The following is a 17392-nucleotide window of genomic DNA, read 5'->3' as shown; positions in this document are numbered from 1 at the left end:
CGGCCGGGGCCGCGAACCGCCGTAGGCTTCCCGCGTGAGCGAGAAGAGCAAGTTCAGCGGGTGCCCGGCCACCGGAATCGGTTCGATGCCCGGAGGCGACGCACGGGAGGCGGCGAAGACCGTCACCGGCTCCTTCGGGGACGGCCAGGGCGTGCCGTATCTGGCGGAACTGCCCGCGCGCGGCCCCGGCGCGGACATGATCGGGCGGACCATCGGTCTGCTCGTCGAGATGTACGGACACGTCGAGCCCAGCGGCTGGCGCATCAGCGACCGGCCGGGGCGCGACACCCGCCGGGCCCGCTCCTGGCTCGGTGAGGACCTCGACGCCCTGGAGGAGTTCACCCAGGGGTACGAGGGCCCGCTCAAGGTGCAGGCCGTCGGGCCGTGGACGCTGGCCGCCGCACTGGAACGCCGCAGCGGCGAGGCCGTCCTCGGCGACCCCGGCGCCTGCCGCGACCTGGCCGGTTCGCTCGCGGAGGGGCTGCGCGACCACCTCGCCGAGGTGCGGCGCCGGATGCCCGGTGCGCGCGTGATCCTCCAGCTCGACGAACCGTCGCTGACCGGAGTCCTGCTCGGGCGGATCCGGACGGCGAGCGGCTACCGCACCTACCGGGCCGTGGACCGCCAGGTCGTGGAGGACACCCTGCGCGACGTGCTCGCAGTGGCCCGCGACGCCGCCACGGTCGTGCACACCTGCGCGCCCGATGTTCCGTTCGCCCTGCTGCGCCGGGCCGGGACCCACGGAATCTCGTTCGACTTCTCCCTGCTCACCGAACGTGAGGAGGAGGCGATCGGGGAAGCGGTCGAGGGCGGGACCCAGCTGTTCCTCGGGGTGGTGCCGGGCACCGACCCGGCCTCGGGCGGATTGTCGGACCCGGGCGGTAGCGTCATGGGTGTCAGGACGCTGTGGCGCAGGCTGGGGCTGAATCCGGGGACTCTGACCGAGTCCGTGGCGATCACTCCCTCGTGCGGCCTCGCGGGCGCCTCGCCCGCGTACGCCCGTGCCGCGCTCGCCCACTGCGCCCGGGCCGCGAAATCGCTCGCAGACAACCCTGAGTAACGGGGTACTGGGTAACGGGAGGACGGGACGATGGCCGGCGAACAGCAGACGTCACTGCCAGGCGAACAGGAGACGGCGGTGCCGGCCCAGGCACGGGAGCGGCACGCGCTCCTCGCCGAGCAGCTCGAGGAGCACCGCTTCCGCTACTACGTGAACGACCAGCCGGTCGTCAGCGACGCGGAGTTCGACCGGCTGATGCGTGAGCTGGAGGCACTGGAGGACGAGCACCCGCAGCTGCGCACACCCGACTCGCCGACCCAGAAGGTCGCGGGGCCGTACCGGACGGAATTCACCTCCGTCGCGCACCGCGAGCGGATGCTGTCCCTGGACAACGCCTTCGACGACGAGGAGCTGGCCGCCTGGGGCGAGCGGATCGCGCGGGACGTGGGCGCCACCGGCTACCACTTCCTGTGCGAGCTCAAGATCGACGGTCTCGCGGTCAACCTCACCTACGAGCACGGGCTGCTGACCCGGGCCACGACCCGCGGCGACGGCCGCACCGGCGAGGACATCACGCCCAACGTCCGCACCATCGCGGAGATCCCGCACCGGCTGAAGGGCGACCGGATCCCGGAGCTCGTCGAGATCCGCGGCGAGGTCTTCTTCCCCATGGAGGGATTCGAGGAGCTGAACGCCCGGCTGGTCGAGGCCGACGACAAGCCCTTCGCCAACCCGCGCAACGCGGCGGCCGGTTCGCTGCGCCAGAAGGACCCCAAGGTCACCGCCACCCGGCCGCTGCACATGGTGGTCCACGGCATCGGCGCCCGCGAGGGCTTCGACATCGACCGCCTCTCGCACGCCTACGAGCTGCTCCACGAGTGGGGTCTGCCCACCGCCAAGTACAACAAGGTGGTGGACTCCCTCGCCGGGGTGCGGGAGTTCATCGCGTACTTCGGCGAGCACCGGCACTCCGTGGAGCACGAGATCGACGGAGTCGTCGTCAAACTCGACGAGATCCCGCTCCAGGGCCGCCTCGGCTCCACCTCCCGAGCCCCGCGCTGGGCGATCGCCTGGAAGTACGCGCCGGAGGAGGTCAACACCAAACTCGTCAACATCCGCGTCGGCGTCGGCCGCACCGGCCGCGTCACCCCGTACGCCCAGGTCGAGCCGGTCGAGGTGGCGGGCTCCGAGGTCGAGTTCGCGACCCTGCACAACCAGAACGTGGTGCGCGCGAAGGGCGTCCTGATCGGCGACACCGTCGTGCTCCGCAAGGCGGGCGACGTGATCCCGGAGATCCTCGGCCCGGTCGTCGACCTCCGGGACGGCACCGAGCAGGCCTTCGTCATGCCCACGCACTGCCCCGAGTGCGGGACGGAGCTGCGGCCGATGAAGGAGGCCGACATCGACGTCCGCTGCCCCAACGCCCGCTCCTGCCCGGCGCAGCTGCGGGAGCGGGTCGCCTATCTGGCAGGCCGCAAGTGCCTGGACATCGACCACTTCGGATACGTCGCCGCAGCGGCCCTGACCCAGCCTCTGGAGCCCGCAGACCCGCCACTGCGCGACGAGGGCGACCTCTTCGGGCTGACCGTCGAGCAGCTGCTGCCCATCCGCGCGTACGTCCTCGACATGGACAGCGGGCTGCCCAAGCGGGACCCGAAGACCGGCGAGGAGAAGATCGCGACGGTCTTCGCCAACCAGCAGGGCGAACCGAAGAAGAACGCCGTCGCCATGCTGGACGCCATCGCCGCGGCGAAGGAGGCCCCGCTGGCCCGGATCCTCACCGGGCTCTCCATCCGCCATGTCGGCCCGGTCGCCGCCCAGGAGCTGGCCCGTCAGTTCCGTTCGATCGACCGGATCGAGGAGGCCACCGAGCAGGAACTGTCGGACGCCGACGGGGTCGGGCCGATCATCGCCGCCTCGGTCAAGCGGTGGTTCGCCGAGGACTGGCACCGCGAGATCCTGCGCAAGTGGCGGGAGGCCGGGGTTCGGATGGAGGACGAGGGAGCCGGTGAGGAGGAGGGTCCGAGGCCGCTCGAAGGACTCACCGTCGTCGTGACCGGCACCCTCACCGGGCACACCAGGGACGGGGCGAAGGACGCCCTGCAGAGCCGCGGGGCGAAGGTCACCGGCTCCGTCTCGAAGAAGACCTCCTTCGTCGTCGTCGGAGACAACCCCGGATCGAAGTACGACAAGGCGATGCAGCTGAAAGTGCCCGTGCTGGACGAGGACGGCTTCGCCGTGCTGCTCGACCAGGGACCCGAAGCGGCGCGCGAGGCCGCGGTTCCGGCCGAGGAGCAGTAGGGGAGTCGGCGGCGCCGGAGGGTGAAGAGGGGGTGACACACCGTCGGATTCACCCGATCGGCGCATAGCAGATGCTGACGGGTGGTCGGTTCGCATTCGGGCAAGAGCGGCAGACCGCTGCCCGTGGAGCCCTTCGGCGGCCTACTGTTGGGAGACGCGCCTGCGGTACCCGGTCACCGCATGGGACGGGGCGCGGTGGCACGGAACGGAACCATCGGGTGACATCGGCATCGCCGGCTGTGAGAGGGACGGAATGAAACCGACCGAGAACGCCGCACCGGTGTCGCGGCTGCAAGGTTTCACCGGCCTCACGCCCAAAGTGGGTGCCGTCGTCGTGGCCCTCGCCACGGTGCAGCTGGCGACCGGTTTCTACCGGACCGTGAGCAGCGGACACGCCCTCTTCCCGGACGGGAGGGCCGGCTGGTCGCTCGCCGTCCTCACCGGGATCGTCGTCGGTCATCTGGTCGCGCTCGGCCGTGACCGCTGGTGGGGCGGCACGGGCTCCGGAGCCGCCCTCACCCTCGCCGTGCTGCTCCTCTACGGCTGGGTGCCCGCGGGCCTGGTCAGTCTGGTCGTGGTCGTACTCGTCGGCGTGGCCCGCAGGCACCGCTGGTGGCAGGGGCTGCTGCACGGGGCGGTGGACATCCTGGGCGTGGGCGCCGCGGCCCTGGTCCTGGCGGCGTTCGGCGAGGTGCAGAGCGTCGAGTCGCCCTGGCAGCCACTCGACTGGGGTATCGACGCCGTCCCGGAGGTCCTGCTGGCGGCCTCCACGTATCTGCTCGTCACCCGGGTCCTGCTGTGGTACGCCCGGTCCCCGCAGGGCGGCGGACTGCCGACGGTGGCCCGCACCGCGCTGCTGCGGCAGGGTCTCGTCGCCGTCGCGCTCCTCGGCATCGCGCCGCTGATCTGCGTCGTCGCGATGGCGATGCCCGTTCTGCTGCCCCTCTTCGCGGTCCCGTTGATCGCGCTGGACTCCACGCTGTGGATCGCCCGGGCCAGGGCGGAGGAGCAGCTGCGGGACCCGCTGACCGGGCTGCCGAACCGGCAGTGGCTGCTGGAGCGGACCTGGACGGCGCTGGAGGAGGCCGAGAGCCTCGGCAGCCGGGTCGGTCTCGTCCTGATCGACCTCGACCGCTTCCGCGCGGTCAACGACACGCTCGGCCACCTCGCCGGGGACCGGCTGCTGCTGCAGATAGCGGACCGGCTGCGCCTTGCCCTGCCGAAGGGGGCGGAGGCGGCCCGGCTCGGCGGTGACGAGTTCGCCGTGCTCCTGCCGACCGCGGACTCCACCACCAGCACCCAGCGCGTCGCCCGCCATCTGGTCGCCGAGCTCTCCTCGCCGCTGGACCTCGACGGACTCACGCTGGTGCTGGAGGCCAGCGCGGGAGTCGCCGTCTACCCCGACCACGCGCTGGACGCGGAGGGTCTGCTCCGGCGGGCGGACGTGGCGATGTACCAGGCCAAGCGCGACCGGACGGGCGTGGAGGTGTACGAGTCGAAGCGCGACAGCAACACCCCGGACCGGCTCGGCCTCCTCGGTGACCTGCGGCGCGCGCTGGACGCGGGCGAGGTGGAGCTGCACTACCAGCCGAAGGTCCGCTTCGACGGCCAGGTGGCCGGTCTGGAGGCACTGGTCCGCTGGGTGCATCCGGAGCGGGGCAGAGTGCCCCCGGACGAGTTCATCGCCATAGCGGAGTCGTCCGGGCTGATGCCGCACCTCACGGAGTACGTCCTGGAGACGGCGCTGGCCCAGGTCGCCCGGTGGCGGGCGCAGGGCCTGTTCGTCCCGGTCGCGGTCAACGTGTCCCCGCGCGACGTGCACACCCCGGGGTTCGCGGGCGGGGTCGCGGCCCGGCTGGCCCGGCACGGCGTCCCGGCCGGCGCCCTGCAGCTGGAGATAACGGAACACGTGCTGCTGGAGGACCCGCAGCGGGCCGCGGACACCCTCGCGGGGCTGACCGGGCACGGCGTCAAGATGTCGCTGGACGACTTCGGTACGGGGTACTCCTCGCTGGTTCACCTGCGCAGGCTGCCGGTCAGCGAGCTCAAGATCGACCGGTCGTTCGTGGCCCGGCTCGCCATCGACCACGAGGACGCGGAGATCGTCCGCTGCACGATCGACCTGGCCCACTCACTCGGCCTGGTGGTCGTCGCCGAGGGCGTCGAGGACGACGAGACGTGGGAGCGGCTGCGGGACCTGGGCTGCGACGCGGTGCAGGGGTGGCTGGTGGCGGCCGCGATGCCGCCCCAGGAGACGACCGCGTGGCTGCGGGCGCGCGGCGAGCACGGATGGCGGCGGCCGGCGGAACTGGCGGCGGCGGCCGCTGCAGCCGCCGCGGCCGCGAGCGTGGCCGCCGCGACGGCACCGGCCGAGCTGGAGCAGCGGCCGTCCGGGCGGGCGGTCAAGTCGCGGCCGGCGACGACGTAGGGCGGGGCGCCGGCTGCGGTGAGCTGACCGGTGGCGCCCGGTGGCCGCTTTGTCCTCAATCGCCGGACGGGCTCGACGGGCGCCGGCGGTCGCTTTGCGCTCAGGCACCGGGCGGGTCTGCCCCGGGTGGCCTTAGCAGGCCCGGGCGACCCCATAGGATTGGGGCCGGTGGCACATTTCCACCTGCCGCGCGACGCCTGGCACGCACGCTCGCCGCGTTGCCGAAACGCCCACGTGGCACCGCCACGAGGGCGCTCCGGCGCCTTGCGATCGCACGCACCGGACACCGCGCGGCCCGTACTTCGGACGGACGGTGGAAATGTGCCACCGAACCGGCCAAACCACACACCAACCCCTGAGGATCGCTGCATGCCTGGCATCACGCGCGAGGAGGTCGCCCACCTCGCCCGGCTGGCACGTCTGGAGCTGAAGGGCGAAGAGCTCGATCACTTCGCCGGTCAGCTCGACGACATCATCGGCGCGGTCGCCCGCGTCTCCGAGGTCGCCGACCAAGACGTACCGCCGACCTCCCACCCGCTGCCGCTGACCAACGTCATGCGGGCGGACGAGGTCCGTCCGTCGCTCACCCCCGCGCAGGCGCTCTCCGGCGCCCCGGCCCAGGAGCAGCAGCGTTTCAAGGTGCCGCAGATCCTGGGGGAGGACTAAAAGTCATGACGGACATCAGCACCATCATCAAGCTCACCGCCGCCGAGATCGCCGCGAAGATCGCCTCGGGCGAGCTCACGGCCGTCGAGGTCACCGAGGCCCACCTGGCCCGGATCGAAGCCGTCGACGAGAAGGTCCACGCCTTCCTGCACATCGACCGCGAGGGCGCGCTCGCGCAGGCCCGCGCCGTCGACGCCAAGAAGGCGGCCGGTGAGAAGCTGGGCCCGCTGGCCGGCGTCCCGCTCGCGCTGAAGGACATCTTCACCACCGAGGACATGCCGACCACCGTCGGTTCGAAGATCCTCGAAGGCTGGGTCCCGCCGTACGACGCGACCGTCACCAAGCGGCTGAAGGCTGCCGACGTCGTCATCCTCGGCAAGACCAACATGGACGAGTTCGCCATGGGGTCCTCCACCGAGAACAGCGCCTACGGCCCGACCGGCAACCCGTGGGACCTCACCCGCATCCCGGGCGGTTCCGGAGGCGGCTCCTCGGCGGCCCTCGCGTCGTTCGAGGCCCCGCTCGCCATCGGCACGGACACCGGCGGCTCCATCCGCCAGCCCGCCGCCGTCACCGGCACCGTCGGCGTCAAGCCCACCTACGGCGGCGTCTCCCGCTACGGCATGGTGGCCTTCTCGTCCTCCCTGGACCAGGGCGGGCCCTGCGCCCGCACGGTCCTGGACGCGGCCCTGCTGCACGAGGCCATCGCCGGACACGACCCGCTCGACTCGACGTCCATCGACGCCCCGGTCCCGCCGGTCGTCGAGGCCGCGCGCAACGGCTCCGTACAGGGCATGCGCGTCGGTGTCGTGAAGCAGTTCTCCGGCGAGGGCTACCAGGCCGGTGTCGTCCAGCGCTTCAACGAGTCGGTCGAGCTGCTGAAGTCGCTCGGCGCGACGATCGTCGAGCTGGACTGCCCGTCCTTCGACCTCGGCCTTTCGGCGTACTACCTCATCGCGCCGTCCGAGTGCTCCTCGAACCTCGCCCGCTTCGACGCCATGCGCTACGGCCTGCGGGTCGGCGACGACGGCACGAAGTCCGCCGAGGACGTCACCGCGCTCACCCGCGAGGCCGGCTTCGGCGACGAGGTCAAGCGCCGCATCATCCTCGGTACGTACGCACTGAGCTCCGGCTACTACGACGCGTACTACGGCTCGGCGCAGAAGGTCCGCACGCTGATCACGCGGGACTTCGAGAAGGCCTTCGAGCAGGTGGACGTCATCGTCTCGCCGACGACGCCCACCACCGCCTTCCCGATCGGCGAGCGCGCCGACGACCCGATGGCGATGTACCTCGCGGATCTGTGCACCATTCCGACCAACCTGGCCGGCAACGCCGCCATGTCGCTGCCCTGCGGCCTGGCGCCGGAGGACGGTCTCCCGGTCGGGCTGCAGATCATCGCCCCCGCCATGAAGGACGACCGGCTGTACAAGGTCGGAGCCGCCGTCGAGGCCGCATTCGTGGAAAAGTGGGGACACCCGCTGCTTGAGGAGGCTCCGTCGCTATGAGCGCAATGGCTAAGAAGGCCAAGAACTTCAAGAAGTCCAAGACCGGCGCGTACGTATCCATGGGTACGACCGCCTTCGGCGCGCTCAGCGTGTTCAAGCAGGTCAAGATGGCCCGCCAGGACAACGACACACTGCGGCTGATCGACGCCGCCGTGTCCGCCGCCGCGATCGTGACCGGACTCGCCATCCTTTACCGCGAGCTCAAGCGTCTCGGCGACGACGACGTCCTGCTGGGCTGAGAGGGAAAGTTTCAGTGACTGTCATTGACCTGGAGTCGTACGAGGACGCCCTCGCGACGTACGACCCCGTCATGGGCCTCGAAGTCCATGTCGAGCTCGGCACCAAGACCAAGATGTTCTGCGGCTGCTCCACCGAGCTCAAGCAGGACGCCAACTCGCAGACCTGCCCGGTCTGCCTCGGGCTGCCCGGCGCGCTGCCGGTCGTGAACGAGATCGGCGTCGAGTCCGCCATCAAGATCGGTCTCGCGCTGAACTGCGAGATCGCCGAGTGGTGCCGCTTCGCCCGGAAGAACTACTTCTATCCGGACATGCCGAAGAACTTCCAGACCTCGCAGTACGACGAGCCGATCGCCTTCGACGGCTATCTGGACGTCCAGCTGGAGGACGGGGAGATCTTCCGGGTGCAGATCGAGCGCGCCCACATGGAGGAGGACACCGGCAAGTCGACGCACGTCGGCGGTGCCACCGGCCGCATCCACGGTGCGTCCCACTCCCTGCTCGACTACAACCGCGCGGGCATTCCGCTCATCGAGATCGTCACCAAGCCGATCGAGGGAGCGGGCGCCCGGGCCCCCGAGGTCGCCAAGGCGTACGTCGCCGAGCTCCGCGAGCTCATCAAGGCGCTCGGCGTCTCGGAGGCCCGCATGGAGATGGGCCAGATGCGCTGCGACGTGAACCTGTCGCTGCGCCCGCACGGCCGCGAGGCGTTCGGTACCCGCTCCGAGACGAAGAACGTGAACTCGCTGCGTTCCGTCGAGCGCGCCGCCCGCTTCGAGATCCAGCGCCACGCCGCGGTGCTGAACTCGGGCGGCACGATCGTGCAGGAGACCCGGCACTTCCACGAGGAGGACGGCTCCACCACGGCCGGCCGCATCAAGGACAACGCCGAGGACTACCGCTACTTCCCCGAGCCCGACCTGGTGCCGGTCGCCCCGGCCCGGGAGTGGGTCGAGGAGCTCCGCAAGGGCCTTCCCGAGCTGCCGCGGCTGCGCCGCGCCCGGCTCAAGGAGGAGTGGGGTGTCTCCGAGCACGACATGCAGTCCATCCTCAACGCCGGCGCGGTCGACCTGATCGTCGCCACGACCGAGGTGGGCGCCCCCGCCGACCAGGCCCGCAAGTGGTGGATGGGCGAGCTCGCCCGTAACGCCAACGAGACCGGCCGCGCCCTCGACGAGCTGGGTGTCACCCCGGCTCAGGTCGCCCGGGTCGCCGAGCTCGTCGCCTCCGGCGATCTCAACGACAAGCTGGCCCGGCAGGTCCTGGAGGGTGTCCTCGCGGGCGAGGGCGACCCGGACACCGTCGTCGAGAAGCGCGGCCTGAAGGTCGTCTCCGACGAGGGCGCGCTGTCCACGGCCGTGGACGAGGCCATCGCGGGCAACGCCGCCATCGCGGACAAGATCCGCGGCGGCAAGGTCGCGGCCGCCGGTGCGCTCGTCGGCGCCGTCATGAAGGCCACCCGTGGCCAGGCGGACGCGGCGCGCGTACGCGAGCTGATCCTGGAGAAGCTCGGCGTCGAGGGCTGAGCCCTTTCCGTACGTGAGTGAAGGGGCGGTGCTCCGGTTCCGGCCGGGTGCACCGCCCTTTCGGCTCAGCGCTTGAGCAGCGGGGCGCCCAGGGACGTGGTCGCGCCGTTCTCGTCGGTGCGGATCCGCAGCCGCAGCCCGTTCTCCACCTTCAACGACAGCTTCTGGGGCTTGCCCGGTTCCAGCGTGCCGACCCACAGCGTCTTGCTGTCGACCTTGACGGTCAGCCGTCCCGCCTCGTGGTTCGAGTCGTCATCGATACCCGCGGTCGGAACGAACGTCGTCCACGCCCGGTCTTCGGGTCCATGACCTTCACGAAGGCGGTCTCGGGGGCCCGGGCGAGCTCGATTTCCGCGCGGTGGAGGACAGCCTCGCCGCCCCGGCCGATGGAATGGAGCGGACGGTATCGGCCCGGAGTCGCAGCCGGACCGATGTGGTGCGTCGCGCTGTTCGAACTATCCCCTCAGGGCCGGTAATTGACGCGTCATGGCCAGCCGGGGCCGTGCTTTCCCGGCCAACGGAGGCAGGGGCCGGCGGCCTGTCCGGCGCTGCCCTCCCGTCGGCGGTACCGCCCGTGCGCCTCCGCCGTACGGCGGTGCTCATGTCGCTCATATGTGGACCTGAACCCTGTGAGTAAGGCCACGAAACGGACAAACGATCACAGTTGGCTGCCAGAGTGACGGTTCTCAAGGTCATGCGTTCTCACGCGGGCGGTTCTGCCGAACCTCCGGGGAGACCACGAACCCGCAGGGAGTACGTCCCTTGGCTGCCATCGCCCGCTGGTGCGTCACGCACCGCCTCCTCGCCGTACTCATCTGGCTGCTCGCCCTCGGCGGCACGGCGGCCGCAGCGGGGTTCGCGGGTTCCGCCTACTCCAACGACTACGAGGCCCCGGGCACCGAGTCAGGACGCGCGGCCGAGCTGCTCAAGGACGGCTTCACGGATCTCGGCGGTGACACCGACACCATCGTCTGGCACACCGACGGCTCCACCGTGCGGGCCGCCGACGTCACCCAGAAGATGACCGCCACCCTGCACGCCGTCGAACGGCTGCCCGGCGTCGGCGCCGTCACCGGGCCGTACACGGACACCGGATCCGGGCAGATCAGTGCCGACGGACACACCGCCTACGCCACCGTCACCTTCGACCGGCAGGCGGACGACGTACCGGCCGGGCAGGCCAGGGCCGTCGTCGACACCGCGAAGGCCGCCGCGGGCGAACGCCTCCAGGTCGAGCTGGGCGGCTCGGCCATAGCCCTCACCGAGGCACCGGGAGCCCACCTCAGCGAGGCCGTCGGGGTCGTCGTCGCCGCTGTCGTGCTCTTCCTCGCCTTCGGCTCGCTCGCCGCGAGCATGCTGCCCATCGCCACCGCCCTCGTCTCGGTCGGCACGGCGTACGCGGGCATCGCGCTCCTCGGACACGTGATGACCGTCGCCGACTTCGCCCCCATGCTGGGCATGCTCATCGGCCTCGGCGTCGGGATCGACTACGCGCTCTTCATCGTCACCCGGCACCGCCGAGGGCTGCGGCGCGGCATGTCCGTGCCCGAGGCGGCGCAGAACGCGGTCGCGACGACCGGGCGGGCCGTCGTCTTCGCCGGAGCCACCGTCTGCATCGCGCTCCTCGGAATGCTGATCCTGCGGCTGAGCTTCCTCAACGGCGTCGCCATCGCCGCCTCGCTCACCGTCGTCCTGACCGTGGTCGCCTCCGTGACCCTGCTGCCCGCTCTGCTGTCCCTCATCGGCATGCGGGCGCTGAACCGGCGCGAGCGCCGGCGGCTGGCCGAGCACGGCCCGCAGCCGGAGCCGGCCACCGGCTTCGCCGCCCGCTGGTCCGCCTTCGTGGAGCGGCACCCCAGACTGCTCGGCGCCCTCGCCGCCGTCGTGATGCTGGTCCTCGCGCTCCCGACCTTCTCGCTCCACCTGGGCAGCTCCGACCAGGGCAACAACGCGCGGTCCTCGACCACCCGGCAGGCGTACGACCTGCTCGCCGACGGCTTCGGCCCCGGGGTCAACGGCCCGCTGACCGTCGCCGCGCATCTGGACGGTGCCGACGACCGGCTCGCGATGGACACCCTTCCCGCGACGCTGCGTACCACGGAGGGGGTGGCCTGGGCCTATCCGGTGACGTACAACTCCAGCGGCGACACCGCGTACGTCACCGTCGTCCCGGACTCGGAACCGCAGTCCCGGCGGACCAGCGAGCTCGTCGAGCGGCTGCGGACGGCCGTCCTGCCGAAGGCGTCCGAGAACACCTCGCTCCAGACCCATGTGGGCGGCGTGACGGCCAGCTACGACGACTTCGCGCAGATCATCATCGGCAAGCTCCCGCTCTTCATCGGCGTCGTCGTGGGACTCGGCTGTCTGCTCCTGCTGATCGCCTTCAGGTCGGTCGGCATCCCGCTGAAGGCCGCGGCGATGAACGTGGCGGCGGTGGCCTCCTCGTTCGGTGTCGTCGTCGCGATCTTCCAGTGGGGCTGGGGGAGCGAGCTGCTGGGGCTGGGCAGCGCGGGGCCGATCGAGCCGTTCCTGCCGGTGATCATGGTGTCCGTGCTCTTCGGCCTCTCCATGGACTACCAGGTCTTCCTGGTCGGCCGGATGTACGAGGAATGGCTGGAGACCGGTGACAACCGGCGGGCGGTCAGGGTCGGCCTGGCCGAGACCAGCCGGGTGATCAACTCGGCCGCCGTGATCATGATCTCGGTCTTTCTCGCCTTCGTGCTCAGCGGCGACCGGGTCATCGCGATGTTCGGCATCGCGCTCGCCGCGGCCGTGGCGCTGGACGCCTTCGTCCTGCGGACGCTGCTGGTCCCCGCCCTCATGCACCTGCTGGGTGGAGCGAACTGGTGGCTGCCCGGCTGGCTGGACCGGCGGCTCCCGCGCATCAGCATCGAACCGCCCGACTGCGGAACCCCGCGAGCGAAGATCCCGGCGGCGTACGCGAGCGAGTCCGGGAGCGACGAGGTCACAGTGGCCGCACAGCGCGTGCACTGACCGGTACGGCGTCTGAGCCGCGGCCCGACGAGAACGGGCCGTTAAGAGGGTTCTCATCTGCTCCGCCTAGCGTGCGGCAGATGAACTCCACGACCCCCACGACCCCCACGACTCCCACCGACCCCGTCGCCGAGGGCGACGGCGAGGCGAACACCGCCGACAGGACGACCGCCGGAAAGGGCGGCGCGAAGACCGCCGGGAACACCACGGAGAAGGCCGCCACCGACGCCGCCGCGACCGAGGGAACGACGACGCGGCTCGACAAGGCGGGCCCGGAGTCCGGTGCCGACGCGGAGCAGGACATCGACCAGGAACGTCACGACGAGCTCGACGACGACCTCGACCTCGACCAGGACGACGACGAGTCGCACAAGGAGTCCTCAGGCCTCGGCACCGCCGCGGCGGCCGTCGTCTCCGTCGGGCTCGGCATCGTCTCCCTCAGCGGCGCCTGGAGCGGCCGGGTCGCCGCCGAGCGCGAGACGCTGATCGGGCAGTTCAAGACCTCGTCCGGCGCCACGGCCTCCCAGCAGATCTCCGAGATCTACGGTGACGCGTGGCACGCCACCGCACTGGTCAACGGCCTCTTCGGCCTGCTCGCACTGCTCGTCGGCGTCTACGTCCTGGTCCGCCCGGCGTTCGGTGCCCCGTCCGCACACCCGCAGCCGGGCTGGATCCGCGCGGTCGCCAAGGGAGGAATCGCCCTCGGTGTGCTGGGCGTCCTGATCGCCGTGTGCATGTACTTCGACCTCATCGTCGCCCTGCCGACGGCGCCGGCCACCGCGGGCTAAGGGCTGTCCCGGTACGCCGCCGCGCGGCGCGGTCTAAGGCATGGGTGAGCACCCCGGGCGGGCCCGTGCGGTGGCGTAAGCCCCTCCCTAAGGCCCCCGGCCGCCACAGATGCGGAACTCGCCCGATGCGGCACCACCCCCTGGGGGACGACAGTGGTGGCACGGCAGAAGCACTGCCGCCACCGAGGCCCAACGGGCCCGTACCCAGGGGGAATCACATGTACGAGCTGGAACTCCACAAGATCAGGGCAGCCGAACTCGTCCGCCGCGCCGCCGACGAGCGGCTCGTCCGGGAGGCCCGCCGCGCCCGTAAGGCGGCGGCCCGCGGTTCCGTGCGCCGGGAACGCGAGAGGACGGTGAGTGCGGGCACGGACCGGGAGCGGTTCGCGCACGCCGCGTAAGGGCCGGCGACCGTGACGGTCCGGCTTCCCGGCTCCGCGCTGTCGGACCCGTGTGCGATGCTCGGCGACGTGGAGACCAGGTCAGTCAGTCCCGTGTTCGTCGGCCGCACAGGTGAACTCACCGCGCTCACCGACGCACTCGCCCGTGCCACCGCCGCCGGCACCGCCCCGTCCGGCGGTGGCGGCGGCGAGCCGCAGGCGCTCCTCATCGGCGGCGAGGCGGGCGTCGGCAAGACCCGTCTGGTCGAGGAGTTCCTCGCGGTGGCGGTCCGCCGCGGGGCCGTCGTCGCGGTCGGCGGCTGCGTCGAGATCGGAGCCGACGGTCTGCCGTACGCCCCGTTCTCCACCGCCCTGCGCGCCCTGAACCGCATCCTGCCCGAGGAGATGGCCGAGGCCTGCGCGGGCCAGGAGGGCGAACTGGCCCGGCTCCTTCCGGAACTCGGCGAAGCCGGCCGGGAGGCGGCCGACGAACACGGCACCGCCCGCCTCTTCGAGCTCACCGCCAGGCTGCTGGAGCGCATCTCCGCGGACCGCACCGTCGTGCTCGTCCTGGAGGACCTGCACTGGGCCGACTCCTCCACCAGGCATCTGCTCGCCTATCTCTTCCGTACGCTGCGCAGCGGCCGCCTCGTCGTGATCGGCACGTACCGCGCCGACGACATCCACCGCCGCCACCCACTGCGCCCCCTGCTGGCCGAACTGGACCGGCTGCGCACCGTGCGCCGCATCGAACTCGCCCGGTTCAGCCGGGCCGAGGTCCGCCGCCAGCTCACCGGTATCCTCGCGGGCTCCCCCGAACCCGCCCTGGTGGACGAGATATTCGAGCGTTCCGACGGAAACGCGTTCTTCGTCGAGGAACTCGCCTGCAGCATGGAGTGCGGTGACGGGGCCGCCGGGCTGCCCGGCTCCCTGCGCGACCTCCTCCTCGTCCGTGTCGAGGCCCTGTCCGACGACGCGCAGAGGATCGCCCGCATCGTCGCCGAAGGCGGCTCGGCGGTCGAGTACGAACTGCTGGCCGCCGTCGCCGGCCTCGCCGAGGACGAGCTCATCGAGGCCCTCCGCGGAGCCGTCGGCGCCAATCTGCTGCTCACCACCCCGGAGGGCAACGGCTACCGCTTCCGGCACTCCCTGGTCCGCGAAGCCGTCAGCGACGACCTCCTCCCCGGCGAACGCTCCCGGCTCAACCGCCGCTACGCCCAGGCGCTGGAGGCCGACCCCGCCCTGGTCCGCGACGGCGAGCGAGCCACGCGCCTGGCCAGCTACTGGTACGGGGCGCACGATCCGGCCAAGGCCCTGCCCGCCGTACTGAAGGCCTCGGTCGAGGCCCGCCGCCGTAACGCCTACGCCGAGCAACTGCGGCTGCTGGAACGGGCGATGGAGCTGTGGGACGACGTCCCCGACGCGATACGCGACACGCTGCGGCCCATCGACTACGCCGAGGTCTACCCGGCCTGCGGCAGTAGCGACGGTTCCGCCCCGCTGAGCCATCTCGACCTTTTGGCCGAAGCCACCGTCGCCGCCCGCTTCGGCGGGGAGCGCGAACGCTCGCTCGCCCTCTGCAAGAAGGCCCTGCGGATCCTGGAGAGCGAGGACGACGCCCTGCGCGCCGCCTGGTTCTGGGTCCAGCGCTCCCGCCTGGTCCAGGACCTCACCCGGGGCGACGGCTGGGACGAACTGGCCACGGCGGAGGAGCTCGTCCGCGGCCTGCCCCCGTCGGCCGTGCACGCGGACGTCCTGACGACCGTGGCCGGCTGGGGCGCCCTGCACCGGCCCGGCGCCGAGACCCTCGCGGCAGCCGACCGGGCCGTGGAGTACGCCCGGCTGGTCGGCGACGAGTCCATCGAGCTGCACGCACGCCTGACCCGCGCCTGGCTGAACGCCGACGCGGGGGCCGTCGACGAGGGCATCGCCGAGCTGTACGCCGTCCGTGACCGGGCCGAAGAGCTGTGCCTCGTCGGCGTCATGGGCCGGGCGGCGATCAACCTCCCCTCCACCCTCGAAGCCATGGGCCGGTCGCTGGAGGCGGTGACCGCGGCCGACCACGGCATCGAGGTCTGCCACAGCCACGGTGTCGCGGACATGGAGGCCTGGGCCCGCACCAACCAGGCGATGTCGCTGTTCTCCCTCGGCCGCTGGGACGAGGCCCTGGCCACCACCGAGGCCGCCTCCCGCACGGCACTGTCCCGGAAGTCCCTGGGCCTCGTCGCCGCACGGCGCACCGAAGTGGCCCTGGCGCGCGGGGACCTTGCCGAAGCCGAACAGCAACTGGCGCTGGCCAATAGGTGCTTCGGCTCCAGTGATCCGCAGCCGCAGCACCTCATCAACGGCGTCCGCCACACCGTCACCATCGCCGTGCAACAGGGGAGGCTGCCCGAGGCGCGGGCTGCCTTCGAGGCCCAGGCGGAGCAGGGTTTCCCGCCCGGCACCCAGCGGTACGCCTTCCCGCTGCTGCACGTCGTCGCGGCGGCGGAGGCCGATGCCCGGGGCCTGCCCGCCACGGAACCGGACCGGCCGGGCATCCTCGCGCTCGTCCGCAGCCACCTGAAGCGACTGCCGGCACTCGTCCCCGTATGGGCCGCCCACGGTGCGCTGATCGACGCCGAACTGGCCCGGGCCGAAGGCCTCGACACCCCGGACCACTGGTCCCGCGCCGCCGAGGCCTTCGCCCCCCTGCACCGTCCGTACGAACTGGCGCAGATCCGCCATCGCTGGGCGGAGGCACTCCTCATCGCCTCCGGCGACCGGACCGCGGCCACCGCCGTGCTGCGCGACGCCCACAGCACCGCCCGACGGCTCGGGGCACGCCCGCTGACCGAGTCCATCGAACTGCTGGCGGGCCGCGCCCGCATCACCCTCACCGGTCCCGGCCCGGCCGCCTCTCCCGGTTCGGGCGAGGAGATTCCGTTGGCCGTCACCGTCCCCGACCACGGTGACGAGCAAGGCGGCCAGGACCGCTCGGAGGAACAGCTCAGGGCCGCTGCGGCGGCCGCCGTGCAGTCCTTCGGGCTGACCCCGCGCGAGCAGGAGGTGCACCGGCTCGTGGCCGCCGGCCACACCAACCGCAGAATCGCCGAGGAGCTCTACATCTCACCCAAGACCGCGAGCGTGCACGTCTCCAACATCCTCGCCAAGCTCGGCGTCACGGGCCGCGGCGAGGCGGCCGCACTCGCCCACCGCCTGAGGCTGTACCGGATGCCGCACTAGAGCGGCGGTCCGGCCGGCCCGGACGAGCCGTGCCGGATCAGGCCCCGTCGCCCCCGTCACCGTCACCGCCCGCACCGGCCCCGTCGCTGCCGGATCCGCCGGCCTCGTCCGGCTCGTCGCCGTCCCCGTCCGGCTCCCCGGGGTCCCCGTCGCCGTCCTCGTCACGGCGGCGGACCACGACCTTGCCCGAGGTCAGGTCGATGGGGCCGCGCGCGGGGTCGCCGACGCCGAGATCCACCCGGGTCAGCTCCAGCCGCTTCTGCTCCTCGGCGGTGTGCTTGCGACCGGGTGCGAAGAGTTCCTCGAAGAAGTTGAACACGGGCCGCGCACCCTTCCGCCA

The 17392-nt window shown here is 71.8% G+C and carries 12 protein-coding genes; 11 read left to right on the top strand and 1 reads right to left on the bottom strand.

Annotation, left to right across the window (positions count from 1 at the left end):
* The first annotated feature begins 34 nt into the window (after positions 1 to 34).
* The 11 genes from OG959_RS09325 to OG959_RS09275 all read left to right on the top strand — a co-directional run bounded on the left by OG959_RS09325 (position 35) and on the right by OG959_RS09275 (position 17052).
* Positions 35 to 1060, top strand: a complete 1026-nt coding sequence (locus tag OG959_RS09325) for a methionine synthase (protein ID WP_326657732.1) — start codon at positions 35 to 37, stop codon at positions 1058 to 1060.
* 30 nt (positions 1061 to 1090) lie between these two features.
* Complete coding sequence (ligA, locus tag OG959_RS09320; protein WP_326657731.1) at positions 1091 to 3301, top strand: NAD-dependent DNA ligase LigA; 2211 nt, start codon at positions 1091 to 1093, stop codon at positions 3299 to 3301.
* 253 nt (positions 3302 to 3554) lie between these two features.
* Positions 3555 to 5729 (top strand): putative bifunctional diguanylate cyclase/phosphodiesterase, encoded by a 2175-nt coding sequence (locus OG959_RS09315; protein WP_326657730.1) that lies wholly within the window; start codon positions 3555 to 3557, stop codon positions 5727 to 5729.
* A gap of 369 nt (positions 5730 to 6098) precedes the next feature.
* Positions 6099 to 6395, top strand: a complete 297-nt coding sequence (gene gatC, locus OG959_RS09310) for an Asp-tRNA(Asn)/Glu-tRNA(Gln) amidotransferase subunit GatC (RefSeq protein ID WP_003966094.1) — start codon at positions 6099 to 6101, stop codon at positions 6393 to 6395.
* Positions 6396 to 6400: 5 nt separating this feature from the next.
* Positions 6401 to 7903, top strand: coding sequence for an Asp-tRNA(Asn)/Glu-tRNA(Gln) amidotransferase subunit GatA (gatA, locus tag OG959_RS09305; protein ID WP_326657729.1), 1503 nt, complete (start codon positions 6401 to 6403; stop codon positions 7901 to 7903).
* Positions 7900 to 8142 (top strand): hypothetical protein, encoded by a 243-nt coding sequence (locus tag OG959_RS09300; protein WP_148020961.1) that lies wholly within the window; start codon positions 7900 to 7902, stop codon positions 8140 to 8142. The genes gatA and OG959_RS09300 overlap by 4 nt, the downstream gene beginning before the upstream one ends.
* Before the next feature lie 14 nt (positions 8143 to 8156).
* Complete coding sequence (gatB, locus tag OG959_RS09295) at positions 8157 to 9665, top strand: Asp-tRNA(Asn)/Glu-tRNA(Gln) amidotransferase subunit GatB (RefSeq protein ID WP_326657728.1); 1509 nt, start codon at positions 8157 to 8159, stop codon at positions 9663 to 9665.
* Positions 9666 to 10427: 762 nt separating this feature from the next.
* Positions 10428 to 12659 (top strand): MMPL family transporter, encoded by a 2232-nt coding sequence (locus OG959_RS09290; protein WP_326657727.1) that lies wholly within the window; start codon positions 10428 to 10430, stop codon positions 12657 to 12659.
* An 80-nt stretch (positions 12660 to 12739) separates the two neighbouring features.
* On the top strand, positions 12740 to 13447 hold the full coding sequence (locus OG959_RS09285; protein ID WP_326657726.1) for a hypothetical protein: 708 nt from the start codon (positions 12740 to 12742) through the stop codon (positions 13445 to 13447).
* A 218-nt stretch (positions 13448 to 13665) separates the two neighbouring features.
* Positions 13666 to 13848, top strand: coding sequence for a hypothetical protein (locus OG959_RS09280; protein ID WP_326657725.1), 183 nt, complete (start codon positions 13666 to 13668; stop codon positions 13846 to 13848).
* A 57-nt stretch (positions 13849 to 13905) separates the two neighbouring features.
* Positions 13906 to 17052 carry a helix-turn-helix transcriptional regulator gene (locus tag OG959_RS09275; protein ID WP_326666300.1) on the top strand — a complete coding sequence of 1049 codons (3147 nt, stop codon included), beginning with the start codon at positions 13906 to 13908 and terminating at the stop codon, positions 17050 to 17052.
* Between the two features lie 37 nt (positions 17053 to 17089).
* Here the strand turns inward: OG959_RS09275 and OG959_RS09270 are convergent, their stop codons facing one another.
* Positions 17090 to 17371, bottom strand: coding sequence for a DUF6191 domain-containing protein (locus OG959_RS09270; RefSeq protein WP_326657724.1), 282 nt, complete (start codon positions 17369 to 17371; stop codon positions 17090 to 17092).
* Between the last annotated feature and the right edge of the window lie 21 nt (positions 17372 to 17392).

Source organism: Streptomyces sp. NBC_00385, assembly GCF_035917155.1.
In the GTDB taxonomy this organism is placed as follows: domain Bacteria; phylum Actinomycetota; class Actinomycetes; order Streptomycetales; family Streptomycetaceae; genus Streptomyces; species Streptomyces poriferorum.
The sequence above is the reverse complement of the archived record's forward strand: the minus strand, read 5'-3'. Positions and strand labels throughout refer to the sequence as shown.